The 15,342-nt window shown below is 62.8% G+C and carries 16 protein-coding genes; 6 read left to right on the plus strand and 10 right to left on the minus strand.

Annotated features, from left to right (window positions below):
- Positions 1 to 284 (plus strand): glutathione S-transferase C-terminal domain-containing protein (locus VF515_11915; protein HEX7408340.1); only part of this gene is annotated, 284 nt, incomplete at its 5' end.
- A 14-nt stretch (positions 285 to 298) separates the two neighbouring features.
- Here the strand turns inward: VF515_11915 and VF515_11920 are convergent.
- The 5 genes from VF515_11920 to VF515_11940 all read right to left on the minus strand — a co-directional run bounded on the left by VF515_11920 (position 299) and on the right by VF515_11940 (position 6,681).
- The gene (locus VF515_11920; protein HEX7408341.1) at positions 299 to 1,312 is read right to left on the minus strand and encodes an ABC transporter permease; all 1,014 of its coding nucleotides are present in this window, start codon (positions 1,310 to 1,312) and stop codon (positions 299 to 301) included.
- Positions 1,313 to 1,340: 28 nt separating this feature from the next.
- Entirely contained in the window at positions 1,341 to 2,324 is a 984-nt protein-coding gene (locus VF515_11925; GenBank protein ID HEX7408342.1) for an ABC transporter permease, read from the minus strand.
- Between the two features lie 94 nt (positions 2,325 to 2,418).
- On the minus strand, positions 2,419 to 4,119 hold the full coding sequence (locus VF515_11930) for an ABC transporter substrate-binding protein (protein HEX7408343.1): 1,701 nt from the start codon (positions 4,117 to 4,119) through the stop codon (positions 2,419 to 2,421).
- Entirely contained in the window at positions 4,119 to 4,691 is a 573-nt protein-coding gene (locus VF515_11935; protein HEX7408344.1) for a hypothetical protein, read from the minus strand. The genes VF515_11930 and VF515_11935 overlap by 1 nt, the downstream gene beginning before the upstream one ends.
- Positions 4,692 to 4,992: 301 nt before the next feature.
- Positions 4,993 to 6,681: a tetratricopeptide repeat protein gene (locus VF515_11940; protein ID HEX7408345.1), complete on the minus strand. Its 1,689-nt coding sequence runs from the start codon at positions 6,679 to 6,681 to the stop codon at positions 4,993 to 4,995.
- Positions 6,682 to 6,959: 278 nt separating this feature from the next.
- On the opposite strand from VF515_11940, the gene VF515_11945 reads away from it, so the two are divergent.
- A complete protein-coding gene (locus VF515_11945) occupies positions 6,960 to 8,873 on the plus strand; it encodes an alkaline phosphatase family protein (GenBank protein ID HEX7408346.1) in 1,914 nt (637 codons plus the stop codon).
- Positions 8,874 to 8,915: 42 nt separating this feature from the next.
- On the opposite strand, the gene VF515_11950 is transcribed toward VF515_11945, so the two are convergent.
- Positions 8,916 to 9,260, minus strand: a complete 345-nt coding sequence (locus tag VF515_11950) for a hypothetical protein (protein ID HEX7408347.1) — start codon at positions 9,258 to 9,260, stop codon at positions 8,916 to 8,918.
- 178 nt (positions 9,261 to 9,438) lie between these two features.
- On the opposite strand from VF515_11950, the gene VF515_11955 reads away from it, so the two are divergent.
- The 3 genes from VF515_11955 to VF515_11965 all read left to right on the plus strand — a co-directional run bounded on the left by VF515_11955 (position 9,439) and on the right by VF515_11965 (position 11,586).
- The gene (locus VF515_11955; GenBank protein HEX7408348.1) at positions 9,439 to 9,993 is read left to right on the plus strand and encodes a DUF4124 domain-containing protein; all 555 of its coding nucleotides are present in this window, start codon (positions 9,439 to 9,441) and stop codon (positions 9,991 to 9,993) included.
- Between the two features lie 7 nt (positions 9,994 to 10,000).
- Positions 10,001 to 11,047, plus strand: coding sequence for a DUF4921 family protein (locus VF515_11960; protein ID HEX7408349.1), 1,047 nt, complete (start codon positions 10,001 to 10,003; stop codon positions 11,045 to 11,047).
- Between the two features lie 224 nt (positions 11,048 to 11,271).
- Positions 11,272 to 11,586 carry an SCP2 sterol-binding domain-containing protein gene (locus VF515_11965; GenBank protein ID HEX7408350.1) on the plus strand — a complete coding sequence of 105 codons (315 nt, stop codon included), beginning with the start codon at positions 11,272 to 11,274 and terminating at the stop codon, positions 11,584 to 11,586.
- A 168-nt stretch (positions 11,587 to 11,754) separates the two neighbouring features.
- Here VF515_11965 and VF515_11970 read toward each other — a convergent pair whose 3' ends face one another.
- The 4 genes from VF515_11970 to nth form a co-directional block, all read right to left on the minus strand.
- Positions 11,755 to 12,045 (minus strand): hypothetical protein, encoded by a 291-nt coding sequence (locus VF515_11970; protein ID HEX7408351.1) that lies wholly within the window; start codon positions 12,043 to 12,045, stop codon positions 11,755 to 11,757.
- Positions 12,046 to 12,053: 8 nt separating this feature from the next.
- On the minus strand, positions 12,054 to 12,620 hold the full coding sequence (locus VF515_11975) for a PKD domain-containing protein (protein ID HEX7408352.1): 567 nt from the start codon (positions 12,618 to 12,620) through the stop codon (positions 12,054 to 12,056).
- 111 nt (positions 12,621 to 12,731) lie between these two features.
- On the minus strand, positions 12,732 to 13,484 hold the full coding sequence (locus VF515_11980; protein HEX7408353.1) for a hypothetical protein: 753 nt from the start codon (positions 13,482 to 13,484) through the stop codon (positions 12,732 to 12,734).
- 194 nt (positions 13,485 to 13,678) lie between these two features.
- On the minus strand, positions 13,679 to 14,308 hold the full coding sequence (gene nth, locus VF515_11985) for an endonuclease III (protein HEX7408354.1): 630 nt from the start codon (positions 14,306 to 14,308) through the stop codon (positions 13,679 to 13,681).
- Positions 14,309 to 14,596: 288 nt separating this feature from the next.
- On the opposite strand from nth, the gene VF515_11990 reads away from it, so the two are divergent.
- Positions 14,597 to 15,342 (plus strand): Gfo/Idh/MocA family oxidoreductase (locus tag VF515_11990; GenBank protein ID HEX7408355.1); only part of this gene is annotated, 746 nt, incomplete at its 3' end.

The raw sequence follows: 15,342 nt of genomic DNA on the forward strand, positions 1-15,342 counted from the left end.
TGTTCACCTTCATCAAGGAGCGTAAGTTCGGCCGCGGCTGCGTCGAGGAGTGGGAACGGGATGCCGCCGAGTTAGTGGCCCGGGCACAGGCATTGCTGGAATTTACCGTACAGACGCTCAGCCAGAGGCCCTTCATCTTCGGCGACAGCCCCACCCTTGCCGACGCGGCGCTGTACGGTCAGTGTTGCACGTTACGCTTCGCCGATGCCGCGATGCCTGCCGCGCTCACGCCGGTGCTGAGCGAGTGGATGGCGCGGCTCGAAGCCGCCGTGAAACGCACCTGAGCCGGAAAGAACTCTCACCCCGCAGCCGCACGCGGGTCGAGGCGGTCGCGCAGATAATCGCCGAGAAAGTTGAACGCCATGATGGTGAGGAAGATGAAGACACCTGGCGTCAGTATCCATGGGTACTTGACCAGGTTCTGCACGTTCTGCGCGTCGGCAAGCAAATTCCCCCAGCTGGCGCTGGGTTCCTGGATGCCCAGGCCGAGCAGCGACAGAGCGCTCTCCCCCAGAATGAAACCCGGGATACTGACGGTCGCGGCAATGATGGTGTAGCTGAAGGTGCCGGGGATGACGTGGCGCGTCAGGATGCGCCAGCGCGTCGCACCCAGGGCGCGGGCCGCCACGACGTACTCGTACTCCCGCAGCGAAGAGACCATGCCGCGGATGATGCGGGCAAAGCCGGCCCAACTGATGAAGCTCAGCAGGACGACGATGATGAAGAAGGTGGTCGCCGACGACAGGTTAGCGGGAATCACCGCCGCCAACGCCAGCAGGAAGTAGAACGACGGCAGCGACATCTCCACCTCCACCAGCCGCATGATGAGGTTGTCGACCCAGCCACCGGTGTACCCGGCGATGCTGCCCACCAGGGTGCCGATGGTGAAGCTGATCGACACACCAACGAGGCCGATCGATAGGCTCACGCGGCTGCCGTAGACGATGCGTGAGAACAGATCGCGTCCGACCCCGTCGGTTCCCAACAGAAAGAACCGGCCGGCATCTGGCGGTGTGGTGAACAAGTGCCCGCCGAAAAAGAGACGGATCGGGATGCGCACCTCCGTTTGCTCCTCGTAACGCCGCGTCATCGGATCGACCAGAAGGTACGGATGCGTGTAAAGGAGGCCCTCGCTCCAACGTCCCGGCGGGTTGACGTGTAAGCTGGACGGGGGGCAGTGGGGAAACGCCCGGTTCTGCGTGGCGAAATCGTACGGCGCCACGAAGGGCGCGGCGATCGCCGTCAGGTAGAAGAGGGCCAGGAGGACGGCGCTGCCCCATACGACAGCGCCGGGATGCCGCGTCGGGGTCATAAGAGCGCTCCGTCTACTGGCTTTCTCTTCAACGGGAACCTTCCGAGCGCGTGAAATCGATGCGCGGATCCACCAACGTGAGGGCCAGGTCGGCAAGCAAATTGCCCAGCAGCAGCAGCACCGATCCCATCAGGACCGAGCCCATGACCAGGTAGACGTCGAGTGAGCGCACGGCATCGAGCATGAGGGTTCCGAGCCCCTGGAGGTTCATGACCGCTTCCACCAGCGCGGCGCCGCCGAGCAGATTCCCCAACTCGAACCCGGCCAGTGTGATGAACGGGTTCAGCGCGTTGCGTAGAATATGCTTGACCACCACGACGCGCTCGGGCAGCCCCTTGGCGCGTGCCGTGCGCACGAAGTCGGCCTGTTTGATTTCGAGAATGTTGGCGCGCATCAAGCGCATCAGGCTCGCCATGCCGCCGAGGCCCAGCACGATCATCGGCAACCACAAGTGTTGCAGGCGGTCCGTGATCTTCCCCCACAACGGCAGGCTGTCGTAGTAGACCGAGAAGGAACCGCCGATCGGAAACCAACCGGTCCGCAGCGCCGCAAACATCAGCAGAAAGGCCAGGAAAAAATTCGGCAGCGACATGCCGAAGAAGGCGAAAAACGACAGGGTCCTGTCCGTCATCGAGTTCGGGCGCAGTGCCACGATGATGCCGATCGGGATCGCCAGACTCCACGTCACCAGCATACTGGCCAACGCCAGGACCACAGTATTGCCGACGCGGGCGCCGATCAGGTCAATGATCTTCACCCGATAGGCCACGGACACACCCAAATCGAGGTGCAGCACCCGCCAGAGCCACTTCAGATAGCGCAGCAGCAGCGGATCACCGTAGCCAAACTGCACCTCCATTTGATGAATCACATCCGGCGAGATCGACGGGTTCATCTTGAGCGTGCTGAAGTAGTCCCCCGGCGCCAGATCGATGACGAGAAAGGACAGGAAGGTGATCCCGAGCAAGAGCGGGATCATGTGGAGCACGCGGCGACCGAGGTACCGAAGCATAAGGGTTCGGGGGTTCGGGGGTTCAAGGGTTCAAGGACACTGATGGCTTTCGACCCTCAAAGTCTTGATCCCTTGAACCCTTGACCGCTGCAACTCACTCCGCGATACGAATCAGCTCCGGGCGGTACAGGCCCCACACCGTGGGGCGGAAGTTCTGTATCGACCTCTTGTAGGCCGAGAACTGCGTCGCGCGGACGGTTTCGATCAGCGGCAGCTGCTGGTGCAGGATTTCCTGGATGCGCCAGTAGTACGATGGTCGTTTCTGGACATCGATCTCCCCTGAGCCTTGATCGAGCAGCTTGTCGATTTCTGCTTCCCACGGCGTCGCCGGGGCCGGCTGATTCGGGTTCCACAGGTGCAGGTTACCGCTGGAGCGCAGCATGTTCGCTCCGTTGTTGGGCTCCGTCGTGCCGGTAAAGCCGATGAGGACGGCATCCCAGTCAAAGGTGTGGTCAAGCTTCTCGACCAACGTGGTAAACTCGAGCGGGCGGTAGTTGACCTTCATGCCGAGTTTGGTCCAGTCTTCTTTGAGCATCGAGCACATCCGCTCACGCACTTGGTTGCCGGCGTTGGTGTTGAGCGTGAACTCGATCGGGTTGCCGGCGCCATCTTCGATGACACCGTCGCCATTGCGGTCGATATAACCGCCTTCCTTCAGCAGGCGTCGGGCCTCGTCCAGATCATACGCATAATCCTGCAGGTTGGGGTTGTGGTACAGCTTGTTTTCCGGCGAGATCTCCGCCACCGCCGGCTTGCCATAACCATTCAGACAGTTGACGATCATCGACTGCTTGTCGATGGCATGCGCCAGAGCCTTCAGAAAGTTCGGGTCGGTGAACCAGGTCAGGCGCGGATCGGCCTTGCCGTTCTGGACGAAATGCTGCGGGTTGCGGTTGAACGCCACGAATTGTGAACCGGTATCGAGGCCAACGTCCTGCACCACAATCTTGAGCTCGTCGGCCTTGGCGCGCAGGTCGCCCACTTCTTCCGGGCGCGGAGAGTGTGCGTCGGTCTGTCCCGAGAGAAACTTCAGGTACATGGTGTCCTGGTTCGGCACGACGAGGACCGTTTGGATGTCGAGATACGGCAATGGTTTGCCGGCATCGTCCTTCATCCAGTAATCGGGGTTGCGTCGAAATTCGATGAACTGTGCCGGCACGTAGCGCGCCATCCGGTAAGGACCCGTACCGATGATCTGTTCAGGTGGCGTGTCGATACCCCAGGACTGGGCAAACGTACCATTCTGTAACGCCGGTCCGAGTATGTGCTTGGGGAGAATGTCGAACCCCAAGGCGTTGATCAGCGGGGCAAACGGTCGGGGGAGAATCAAGCGGATGGTGAAATCGTCCGCGATCTCCGTTTTGACGCGCTGCCCGTCGATCAGGAGCGTGTGCTTCGAGCTGTTCGGCACGCGATCGTCGAAGATCGCGTCGAAGGTGAAGGCGACGTCGGCGGCGGTGAGGGCAACACCGTCGTGCCAGCGGACATCGTGACGCAGGTGAAACGTGTAGACCGTTCCGTCGGCGCTGATCTCCCATTTCTCTGCCAGCCGCGGCTCCATCTCGATCGTCACGGGGTTGAGGCGTGCCAAGCCTTCGAACAGATCGCCCACCGCCGCTGCTGACGCACCGTCAACAACGAGCAGCGGATTGAACGTCTTCGGATCACTGATGGTGGCGCTCACCAGGCGCTGCGCGAGGCTCGATGAGGCCGGTGTCCTTGCGCTGGGCTCTGAACTTTGCCGGCACGCAACGACGAGCGATGCCAGCACGGCTGCGAGAATGAGGTGTCGCATCAGTCGGCCACCGCATCGAGAGTCACGACCCTGCTCCCCGGTGGCGTCTGTAGAGCAAACACGGACCGATCCAGGGCGGGATTGAGGTCAACGTCTTCCAGCTTCATCTCCAGCGAACGATGCCACATCGGCAGTTCAAGTCCAATCCGAGTCGCAACCGGGAAGCCGTTCTGCTCCTCGTACTCGCCGAAAGTGGCGTGCCATTCCGGTTGTCCGTCCGCACCCCGTTCCTCGGCCGCCAGGGGCAATTCCGACTCTGAAAACCACACCACCAGCGCGCCGGGGGCGAGATCCTGCCACAGGCAGATGGCCCCCGCCTGCGCATCGAACGACACCTGCGCTTGCTGCCGCTGCCGTAGTGGCGGCGTGCCGAGGACGATATCGACCAACTCGTTCACCGGCAAGGACAGACGCACGTACCGCCACAAGTTTTCCGGCGACGTCCGTCCCCGGTAGACGGTATTCTCTTGCCGGTCATACGCGGTGAGCGCGCCGCCATCGGCGGTCAGAACGAACACCGCACCGAACAGCGACATCACCTCCACACGCAAGCGGTCTGGACGGGCAACCACGATGGCTTCACGAGAGCTATTCGACTCCTCGGGATCACGATAGTGGAGGTGGGCCAGGGCCCGCAAACTGCGTACGGCCTCACGACGAGCCGTCAGTGATGCGTCCAACTGGGCGGCAGAAGGCAGAGCGCCGGGCGGTGGAGGCGCAGTCCGGCGACGGACCGCCGCGCAGCCGCTACACGCGATGGCCAGTGCCAGTGCCAGCACTGCGGCTCTCGCGGGCGACGTGTACGGGGGGATCCGACCGGGCGCGAGAGCCACCACCCGATTCCCGGCTTCGCTGCAGCCCTTCATCGGAACGTCAGGATTCCTTACCGACTTCCGAGTGACCGCCCTCCAGCACCTGGATTTTCCCCTTGATGCGCTCGACCTGCTCGCGTTCCTTGGAATGGCTCAACGCATCCTGGTACAAGCGCAAGGCCTCCTCCGGTTTTCCGGTCTGGCAATAGGCGTCGGCCAAGTGTTCGGCGATGGTGGAATCTTCGCCGGTCAATTCGATCGCGTGTTCGAGTTGCTCAACGGCCTTGTCGTACTCGCCACGCTGGTAGTACACCCACCCCAGGCTATCGATGTAAAAGCCATCGGTCGGATCGAGGGCAATGGCGCGACGGATGAGGCTTTCAGCCTCGTCGAGCTGTACCCCCGTCTCGGCAAACGTGTAGCCCAGGTAGTTCAACGCTGGGGCGTTGTTCGGATTCAGCTCGACCGCTTTCCGCATCTCGGCAATTCCAGCCTCCTTGCTCTTGGCTTCGTCGTACAGTGCGCCGAGGGTGAAGTGATACTTGTCGTTGTTCGGCTCGCGCTCCACCATCGCTTGAATCAACCGGATGGCTGCCGGCAGATCGCCCTTCTCGCGATACAGCGAAGCTAGCAACCCGACCAGTTCGGCATTGTCGGCCTTGGCATCGAGCGCCTTCTTCACCTGGGCGATGGCATCGTCAATCCGCCCCTCCTTCTGTCGGATATACGCGATGCGGACGGCGGCATCGGCATAGTACTCTGAGTCTGACGGAATGCGCTCGAATTCGGCGGCGGCACGCTGCTCATCCTTCATTTCGGTGTACACCGACGCCAGGTAATAGCGCACGCGATGATTATCCGGTTCCACCGCCAGGACCAGCGTAAACTCCGTCGCCGCTTTGTCGTAGTCACCTTTCTCAAAGTAGATGAGCCCGATCTTGACGCGGCTGTCTTGGGGGTCGGTTTCGGTCTTCTCCAACTCCTGGAACTGCGACAGCGCCTCGTCAAGTTTCCGCTGCCCCACATACAGTCCGCCGAGGCGTTTGCGCGCCACCGCGCTGTGCGGATCGGCCTTCAGGACGCGCTGGTACAGATCGATGGCCTTATCCGACTTCTCCTCGGCCTCGTACAGCAGCGCCATGTCGAGGAGGATCATCTCCGACTGGGGGTTCAGCCTCAGGGCTTCCTTATAGGCGCGCTCCGCTTTCTCGAAATTGTGCGCCGCAGCCTGGACACGCCCAAGGTAATAGAACCCCAGAAACGATTGCGGGTTGATCTGCGTCAGCTGATCCAGCGTCTCCACCGCCCGGTCGTACTCGCCTCGCTTGCCGTAGAGCGCGCCGAGGAAAAGGTGGGCTTCTTGATTGCTGGGGTCGATCTCGAGAACCGCTTCGTACTGGCCCGCCGCCTCATTGTCCTGACCGAGCGCCGAAAGGATCCCCGCGAGCAAGATGCGCGCCTGCACGTTCTGAGGATCAAGCTCGACAGCCTTCTCGATTTCCGTGAGCGCTTCCCGCAGCCGATTGGCGCGGACATAGAGCATCGCCAAGCGCTGCCGAAGCAGTGGCGAAGTCGGATCAGCCGCCATCGCCAGCTCGTATTCCTTCAGCGCGACCGTCTGGTCGCCGCGGTTCATCGCAACCTCGGCTTTCAGAAAATGGCCCTCGGCCGTCGCGTCCGGTGGCAACGTCTCGTCCGTGGTCTGGGAGGAACCCAATTCCAGCGCCCACGGAAATGGCTGAGCCGGCAAGGCGGTCCTTCGAATGGCAGCGCATCCCCCCAGAAGCACACAGCCCCCGGTGACCAACACGACCTTCCATCTACGCGGTAAACGCAATTGCATAATCGGTACGTCGTAGCATAGTCGTCCGAGAGCCTTCTATCAATGAAACCCCGCCCGGAGAATTTTCCGGCCGTCGGCAGGTCCGCTGGACCCCTCTCCCGCAATGCCGAACGCCATGGACTGCGCCGATGTCTTCCACTGCCGTAACCGGCAGGATAGATACACCGGTCGGCAAAGGAGACACGATGGAACGCATCCTCGGACCGGAACGCCCTGCCGGACAGGGCTTAGATCACAACCAGGAAGAGTCAGGCAACCGAGCCCTCGTCACGCTCCTAGGGGACCCTCGCGTCCGCGACGAGGTGGATCTGGTCATGACGTGCCGCGATGGCACGTACGAGGTGTGGGCGTCGCGGGGTATGGTCCGCTTCCAGCGCGTCTTGCGGAACAATCAGCTGGACTTCTCCATCGTTGAGCAGATCGGCAGCAACCCGGTCGCCAATCAGTCTCATAGCGCGATCGCCACTTGCCAGGAGGAGCTGCAGGCCGCAGCCGCATCGGGCCACCCAACCGAGGATGGCAACCATGCCTTCATCGAACCCGAGCAGATCAGCTACCCGTATGCCTTTGAGCGCATTGCCCAGCTCTTCGACAGCCCCTACGCCCCGGACCTCGTCATCAGCCCAAAGTGTTACGCCTTCGGCCTCCAGCTCGGCCAGCACGGCGCGCTCGACGTGGTGCAGTCCCGCGCCCCACTGGCATTCGCCGGCCCGGGGATCAGACCGGGGGTCTACGATGGCGCGGCGCGACAGATCGACGTCGCCCCAACCATCTGTCACCTCATGGGCTTTCCGAAGATTGACGGCGCGGACTTCAGCGGCCGCACGGCCAGTCAGCGGGGGGTTGCGCCGGACGTGTACCTGCAACGTCAAGACGGGCGTGTCCTCACCGAGATCGCGCACGGTGCACGACGGCCGGAACGGGCCTACATCGTGGTCTTCGACGGCCTGAGCAACAGCGAGTTGCGCCACCTGCTCGACACGCAGGATTCCGCGATCGCCAATCTCCGCCGCATCCTCGATCGCAGCGCCTTCTTCCGTTTTGGATCGACGGTCAACTTTCCCAGCATCACCTGGCCCAGCCACAGCACCCTGCTCACCGGCGCCTGGTGCGGACACCATGATATCGTGAACCCGACTTACTATGCGCGCGAGTCACGCCAGGCGTTGGCGCCGCAGGGCCAAGGCCTGATGACGGAGGGCTATTTGAGCAGGGACGTAGAAACCTTGTACGAAGCCTTCCATCGCGCTCTCGGACGAGCAGCGTTCACCGCCAGTATTCATGACCCGCAGGGGCGTGGCGCGGACCATGCCCCGCTGGAGCAGCGGGTCGTCTGCCCGCGCGACCGGCTCAAGGCACTGACGCCCGACCTTGTCGCCGCGATCAGCCCGCGTTACCTGGCCGACGGCAAAGAGGGCATACACCGCGAGGCCGTGTTGGACGCGCGCGGCATGGCGCAGCTCATGCTGCTGTTTGACGATCCGACGCACGCGCCACCGGTACTGGTGGCGCATGAGTTTTCCCTCACCGACGGGGCCGGCCACGAGTACGGCCCGCACGGGGACGGCTTACGCGAGGCGGTGGCGGAAACCGACCGCCGCCTCGGCCAGGTGCTCGATATGCTGGAAGCCAAGGGGCTCTTCGATTCCACGCTCTTTGTGTTCACCAGCGACCACGGCATGGCGGTGCAAGACGTGCGCTTGAAAGCGAATCCCGCCCGCCATCTCGAGCGCATCGGGATGAAGGCCGTCACCGGCGAACCGATGATCTGGCTACGTGACCTCGCCGTGACGGTGGAACCAGCCCCGGACGGTCGCACCGCCCGCGTGACCGTGCTCGACAACGATGCGGACGAGTCCGGCGAGCAACCGCCCGTCGCGGACGCGGAAGTGCTCGTGCACTCGCATCCCGACAAGCTAATCGCCAGACTCGCAACCAATGCGGCCGGAATCGCGGGCTTCGCCACGCCCGCCGACCTCGCACCGGCCGCCATCGCCCTCTCTATACACCATCCCGACTATAACCCGCGCCACCTGCGCCTTGACGGCAGCAACTTGGCTGTCGATCCGCGGCAAGAACTGTACGGGAGGCAGTCCTGAGTCCCCTGCCGGAAACTCAGGACTCGAAACCCGGCACCGGTATTAGTTTCCGCCGTACGTGTCGTCTGCCTGACTGATGAGGTGCTCGATCAGGCTTTGCTCGGCGGCGCGGTAGGCGATCGTGCGCAGCATCTCCTGGGTCTGATGGACCAGCGGGATGGCAGCCAGGTGTCCGACGACTTGTGCTGGCGAGAGATGATCGATGGCCTCTTCCATCGACCGCATCACCTCTTCGGGAATCTTCGGTACGGTGACTTGCCCGGCGACATCGAGAGTCGCCAAGAAGCGCTCGGAGAAGTGCCGCTTGGCTTCCTCCTTCTCACCATCGCCGCACTCCAGATGCAGCTTGGCCGCAGCTTTGTCGAACAGTCGATCAAACGCCACCATTACTGTTTCTTTTCCCGTCATCATCGATCCTCAAATACGCTGTCAACCTAACCACGCCGTACTCGGCAATCAAGCCTCACTCACATCATTTGGCCGCCAGCGTAACTGCGTGAATCACCTACTACTTCCGATTGACTGGCCCCCTGCTCCCTCCTAGAGTGGCAGAAGGGCAATAGACGTGCTGGCTGGGAGAAAATCGTGGTTGTGGATGTGGGTCGGCGGATGCGGACTAGCGGCGTGGTGCGCCGTTGCAGCAGCGCAGACGTTCTACAAATGGACCGACGATCAAGGCGTTGTTCATTTCGCCGATGCGCCCCCGCCGGAAGCCCGTCACGTCGAGGAGCGGCATCTTTCCGCTCGGCCCGAGGTGGGCTCCCACAACGAAGGATCAGCGGACACCGAGGCTGCCAAGGGGGATGCGCAAGCCCAGCAGGAGCAGCCGGCGCAGGGCCCGGCCCAGGTCATTGTGACGTCTCGAGAGACCCCCCGCTCGGGACCCTCCACCATGCGTATTACCGGAACGGTGAAGAACGTTGGGGGCGCGGACGCTGAACGCGTCGCGGTGACGATCACTGCGGTCGACAGCACGCAGGGAACGCCGTGCTTGAATGAGGAGGTCGCCGTGAAACCGTCAACGCTGCATCCGGGTGAAACCGGCAGCTTCGATCTCGATCTCGATAGCCCGTGCCTGTTCGGCCAGCCGAACCTCGACATCGCTCCGGTTTGGGGCTGAGCGCCGATTGAAGCCGCATGACCGCACTCCCTCAATGCCGATAGAGTACCGCAAGGACAACGGCGAGCTCGTGTGGGTGCGGAATCCGTTCACCAACACGATCACCTACTTCACCCACGTCCACAAAAAGCGCAGCGGCTTCACACGGCGGGCTCAGGACGAGCTGCTGCGCGGCGCCGACGTTGATCACGCTGCCGTGGCGGCACAACTGCGCCAGGAATTGGAGGCGGCGCCGCGCACCTGCCCCTTCTGTCCGGGGAACGAAGAGCGCACCCCCGAAGAGGTGCTGCGCATCACGGCGCGGGCGGTGTCTGCCGACCGCACCGACAGCGGCTGGCTGATTCGCGCCGTGCCGAATCTCATTCCGCGCATCCCCGAATGCTGCACGGGCGGCCGGAACGAGTCCTACGTGGTCATCGAAGACCCGCGGCACTTCGCCGATAACGCGCAGCGACATGATGACCTTCTCTACTCGGCGCTGCTCCCCTTGACGCAATTTGAAGCCCTGCTGGCTGCCGACGTTGAAGTCGCTCGCCTGGCGTACAGCAACCCGGCGGTGCGCGCGGTGCTGGTACGCAAGAACCAAGGGCGTGAATCCGGCGCCTCGCAACCGCACCTCCACAATCAAGTCATTGGATCGGATCTCCCGTTTCCTCCAGTGCTCCGGGAAGGGGAAGTTACGATCCGCGAGCCGCGCATCTGGGAGGCCATGGTTGTATTCGCGCGCGAACACGGTTTTCTGCTCGAGGAGCGTGACGGCTGCTACGCCTACTTCTGTCCCTTTGGCGTGTTCCCGCACAGCTATGAGGTGGTGTGCTTGCACGATTGGGTGCGCTCGATCGACCTGCCGCCGCAACGCTGGAAAACCTTCGCCGGCTTGCTGCACAACGTGCTCCGACTCTTGGGACCGATCCCTCTCGACTATGAAATCCACGACGGGCCGGGCGTGCCGCTGCACGTGCACGTGAACGCCCGCCATTTTGCATATTCAAACATCGGCGGTACCCTCAATTTGCCGTCCAATCTGGCCGCCAATGTCCACCGCGCGCGCTAGCACCGCTGGCCGCTGCGGCGCGGGCAGCCGGGAGGAAAACAAAGTGCGTTCGAATGATTGACAAGGGAGCGGCCCTCGCATACAAAGCGTCGCGTCTGGGGTGGGGTGAGGAGCTGGCGAAGGACGGAAGTGGAGTGCGTTCAAGTTAAGGATATCAAGAGGGTGCCATGCCAAGCCCCTCAATTCCTGAAAGGAGGATAGTGATGGCAGACACAGCAGCAGCAGTGAAGGAGATCTTCAAGCAGATGCCGGCGAATTTCAACGCCGACGCGGCTAAGGGGATGAACTCCGTTATCCAATTCAACCTGGGTGGCGACGGTGGCGGCACGTGGCACGTCGTGATCAAGGACGGCGCATGCACGACCGGCGAAGGCGCGCATGCATCACCGAACATGACCATGACCATAGCAGCGTCGGACTATGTCGACATGATCTCGGGCAAGCTGAACGGCCAGATGGCGTTCATGAGCGGCAAGCTGAAAATCGCCGGCGACATGGGTCTGGCGATGAAGATGCAGAGCCTCTTCAAGCGCCCGTAACCACCCACCGGTATCGGTCGGAGGCGAGGAGCTTATCAGCCCTCGCCTCCGCTTTTCCCCACCTGGAATTCCAAACAGCCTGTAGCTTTCCGGCCCGTGAGCAGTCATCGGGCCGCGGGGTAATGGTATGCCCCACGGCGGCCGAACTCACCCCTGGATGACCGTCGTTCAATCGACAGCGGAACAGTCCATCTTGGTCGGCATCGTGCGTTCACAGGCCAAGCTGTCCGTCACACCGGAGGCCAGAAAGGCGCACGCATTGGTCGTCGCACCCGAACGGGCCTCACGTTCGGTCGGGCCGTCCACCGTCCGACACACCTCTTGGCCTCGAAAATCGATGCAGACCGAACACCGATAGCCAACAATATGCAGGCTGCGGTAGATGATGAACGCTATGAACAGCAGCAGTACGCCCGCCAGCAACCAGCCGGATCGCTTCCGCGCGCTGCCGGATTTCATGCGACGCATTACTCCTGCGGCTCGCCCTCGCCTTCCTCGACGGTGATGTCGACCTCGTCGGATGCCGTGGCGCCACCCGGACCGGTAATCGCCACCGACGCCGTGTAATCGCCGGCTTTCGCGTACGTATGGGTCGGATTGGTTTCACTGTTGGGTGGCGAGCCGTCACCAAAGTTCCACTTGTAAGTGGGCTGCCCCGCATTGCACTCCGCTTCGGCACTGAAGGTCACAGCAAGCGGGGGTGGGCCATAATCCGGGTCCGCGTCCGCAACGACGATGCAATCTCCGTCGCTCTCCTCCGGCTCGGCAGCTGAGCCCTCGGCCGCGCCCTCGCCGAGCGGGGGCTCGATCGGTGTCGGGACCACGTTGCCTTCCACTTGCCGCTTGGACGCGGCACCGGGGCGATCCCCAGCCGCCGGCGGCAGCGGAGCCACCTGAATCTTGTCGCGGGCCTGCAAGGGAACCGCCGCCGTCGGCGCCCCTGCGCTTTCGCCGGGCGCTTCTGCGCTGCGCTGGCAGCTCCCGCAGCCACTGAGGAGGAGAAACATCGCGACGAGCGTTCGGGTTGCCTTCATAGTCGTTGCCCCCGCCTTGGTCAGACGTGGCAGGCCATTTCCCTCACATCCCGCCACGCGTGCCGACTATCGCCTGAAACAAGGTGACATGCGATAGCGTATTTCGACCATTTACTTCTTCTGTGGTTGCTGGGCCGGCCGCAAGATCCGTATCTGCTTGACCGGTCCCGGATTGCCCTCGCTGTCGCGCACCCGCACACTGAGCAGGGTTTCTCCCACCGGGAAAGCCCAGGCGCGCGCGACGATCATGCAGAACTGTGTCATCGAGTCCTTGTTCACAAACGAGTAGTCCCCGTTCTTGTTTTGCGTGCAGGAGGAATCAGACTGGATAAAGGTCTCAAAACGGCACGCCAGATCATTGATGGCATCACTGATACGCTGCGTCTCCTGGAAGCTGGGTGGATCAATCCCAGGAATGCCACCGATGTTCGGCCGGGAACGATCGCAGACGGCCGGACTGCCGTCTCCCATGTTCCGGGTGGCCTCGATTTCCAGATCCGGGCGTGTGGTCGGATCGCCCGGGACATAGGCGAACACCCGACGTGCCGGCTCAAATCCGCTCAGGCCGGGCTTGGTTTCCACCACCAGCATGAAACCCGATCCCACAGCGCTCACATAGGTGGGAATACCCTTCTTGTCGACCGACTGCGGCTCGACCGTGGTGCCATCGGCTCGCGCCGCGCCGAAGAATGTGATGTCCGGCCCGATGGCCTCTCCCTTGCGCGCCTTGATCGGCTTCCCAATCGGGTGTGTGGGAATCGGGCTCGGGCTGGCTTCTCCGGGCGCCGGCGTGGGCGCGGACGGCGGCACGGTTGGCACCGGCGTCTCCTGGTTGGCTTCCATCACCGCCTTCGGTCCCGCCACGGGAGCCTTCGCCGCGCAGGCAGACAGCGCAAGAACAAGTGCTACACTCAGGCCACCGATTGGTACAAAACGACACCGATTCCGCATCTCCGCTCCTTTTCCGCGCGTTGTAACGGGCACTCGAAAACGAGTCAACCCTGACCCGGCAGCTCAGCGTTGTCAAGTTGACAACCAGCGCGCCTTCCGCCGGCCGTCTAGCGATGACGTCCGACGCCGATTCGTGGACAGTAATCGGCCACCGGACAGCGGCTGCACCAAGGCGAGATCGGCATGCAGATCGTCTGTCCGAAGGCCACGAGCACATCGTTGTAGTCCAGCCAGTACTGCTGTGGCAGCTTGCGCCGCAGTGCCATTTCAGTTGCCTCAGGATTCTTGGTGCGCACGTAGCCCCAGCGATTCGAAATGCGGTGCACGTGCGTATCGACGCAGATCCCAGGCTTTCCGAAGCCTTTCGTCACCACGAGGTTGGCCGTCTTTCGGCCGACGCCCTTCAAGCTGAGCAGCGCATCCAGCTCATCCGGCACCCTGCCGTTGAGGCGCGCAACCAAGGTATGGCAGATGTCGAGGATCGTTCGCGCCTTGATTCGATAGAAGCCCACGGGATAGATGGCTTGCTCGACTTGCTTGGCGCTGAGTTGCAGCATGGCTTCCGGCGATCGCGCCAGCTTGAACAGGCGGCGCGAAGCCGCGCCTGTCGTCTCGTCTCGGGTCCGCAGGCTCAGGAGGCACGAGATCAGCACCTGAAACGGGTCGGAACTCTGGTTGGCAATCAAGGTCACGACGGGAGCGTTCCACGTGGGCGCAGCGGCGCGCAGGCGCGCCATGACTTGATGGATGTCGAACCGCGGGCGCGGCACTCGTCCCAGGCGCATCTTGGGGGGTGCGGCCACGCGGGCCCGCTTTGGTCTCGCCGTTTGCTCCAGAATGGTCACCGTTGTCATCCGCCTTCTAGAGGACACCTCCGTCAGTTGCAACGTGGCAACAACTTTGGTCGCCGCCGTTTGATACTTCCCCATCCACTCTCAGGCTGTTATCCTATTACGACAATGGGTTCCCTCTCCCACGGGGCGAGAGGATACGAGCGGGGGCTCACCAGCGCGTCAAGAGGCACAATGGCTCGGCTTGGAATCGGTCTGATCGGCTGTGGCAAGCATGGCGCTCGCTATGCCCGTCACCTCACCCAGGATTTGCCCAACCTACGTCTGGTGGCTTTGGCGCGCCGTAATACCGAATTGGGCCAGCGGCAAGCCGCTGAGCTGGGGTGCCGCTTTTACCGTGATTATCGCGATCTGATCGCCGCCCCGGACGTCGAAGCCGTGGTGGTGGTGGTGCCACCCACGCAGCATGTCGGCATCATCGAAACGGCGGCGGCACTGCGCCGCCCGGTGCTGCTGGAGAAGCCCGCGGCGGTCAATCTCGCCGACGGCCGCCGCATGTTGTGCGCCGTGCAGGCGGCCGGCATCCCAGTGATGGTGGCACAAACCCTGCGGTACAACGGCGTCGTCCGCGCCGTGCTGGCGGCGCGTGAGCGCATTGGACGCCTGCATTCACTCCGCCTCAGTCAGCGCTTCGAACCCTCGCGCCCGGGTTGGATCGACGATCCGGCGGTCGCCGGTGGAGGCATCACGTTGCATACCGGCGTGCATAGCTTCGATCTGCTGCGCCTGCTGAGCGGTCTCGAAGCCTCACGCGTCAGCTGTGAGATGACCTCTGTGGTCACATCGCAGCTGGAGGACAACTTTAGCGCCGTCCTGCGGTTGAGTGATGGCACCACGCTGGCATCCGCAGCCGGTTCCCGCGCCACCGCGAGCCGGTCCGGTGCCATCGAACTGGCAGGCGAGCATGGCCAGATCATTGC

This window comes from Candidatus Binatia bacterium, from assembly GCA_036382395.1.
Classification (GTDB): Bacteria; Desulfobacterota; Binatia; order HRBIN30; family HRBIN30; genus JAGDMS01.

What these genes read in the sequence shown, in the direction of transcription:
- VF515_11920 (HEX7408341.1), bottom strand. Translation starts at nt 1,312, where the DNA reads ATGACCCCGACGCGGCATCCCGGCGCTGTCGTATGGGGCAGCGCCGTC.
- VF515_11925 (HEX7408342.1), bottom strand. Translation starts at nt 2,324, where the DNA reads ATGCTTCGGTACCTCGGTCGCCGCGTGCTCCACATGATCCCGCTCTTG.
- VF515_11930 (HEX7408343.1), bottom strand. Translation starts at nt 4,119, where the DNA reads ATGCGACACCTCATTCTCGCAGCCGTGCTGGCATCGCTCGTCGTTGCG.
- VF515_11945 (HEX7408346.1), top strand. Translation starts at nt 6,960, where the DNA reads ATGGAACGCATCCTCGGACCGGAACGCCCTGCCGGACAGGGCTTAGAT.
- VF515_11950 (HEX7408347.1), bottom strand. Translation starts at nt 9,260, where the DNA reads ATGGTGGCGTTTGATCGACTGTTCGACAAAGCTGCGGCCAAGCTGCAT.
- VF515_11970 (HEX7408351.1), bottom strand. Translation starts at nt 12,045, where the DNA reads ATGAAATCCGGCAGCGCGCGGAAGCGATCCGGCTGGTTGCTGGCGGGC.
- VF515_11975 (HEX7408352.1), bottom strand. Translation starts at nt 12,620, where the DNA reads ATGAAGGCAACCCGAACGCTCGTCGCGATGTTTCTCCTCCTCAGTGGC.
- nth (HEX7408354.1), bottom strand. Translation starts at nt 14,308, where the DNA reads ATGGCGCGCCTGCGCGCCGCTGCGCCCACGTGGAACGCTCCCGTCGTG.